The organism is Streptococcus sp. DD11 (assembly GCF_001578865.1).
GTDB lineage: Bacteria > Bacillota > Bacilli > Lactobacillales > Streptococcaceae > Streptococcus > Streptococcus panodentis.
Genome location: NZ_KQ969458.1, coordinates 1 through 384 on the forward strand (window position 1 = coordinate 1; position 384 = coordinate 384).

The 384-nt window shown below is 50.5% G+C and carries 1 protein-coding gene; it reads right to left on the bottom strand.

Annotated features, from left to right (window positions below):
* The coding region (locus tag STRDD11_RS13390) for a GBS Bsp-like repeat-containing protein (protein WP_206512731.1) at nucleotides 1–384 on the bottom strand (384 nt) is incomplete at both ends.

Here is a 384-nt window from a genome sequence, read left to right on the forward strand (position 1 = left end):
AGTGTACCACTGGATGTCGTCCTGATCATTTACCGTAGACCAAGTCGGCAGATAGACCCGCGCCAGACCCTGAGGGGCATGAATTTCGGAAACAACGATATCAAATTCGCCGCTGTCCTGATTCTTATTTTGAATGCTGATTTTGCCCTGAGCTGTTTTTGACTGGTTTTTAGCAACTGTCGTCTTCACAGACGCTACGCCCTGCAGCTGATTGGCACTGTTGACATAATAGAGATGGATATTGTACTCACCCAAAGAATCCTTGTGATTGCTGGCTGAGACATGCTGCCTGTAAGTACCGTCAGCCTGACGCTCAGCGGTGTACCACTGAATATCATCCTGACCGCCCGCAGCTGACCAGGTCGGCAGGTAAACGCGCTCCAG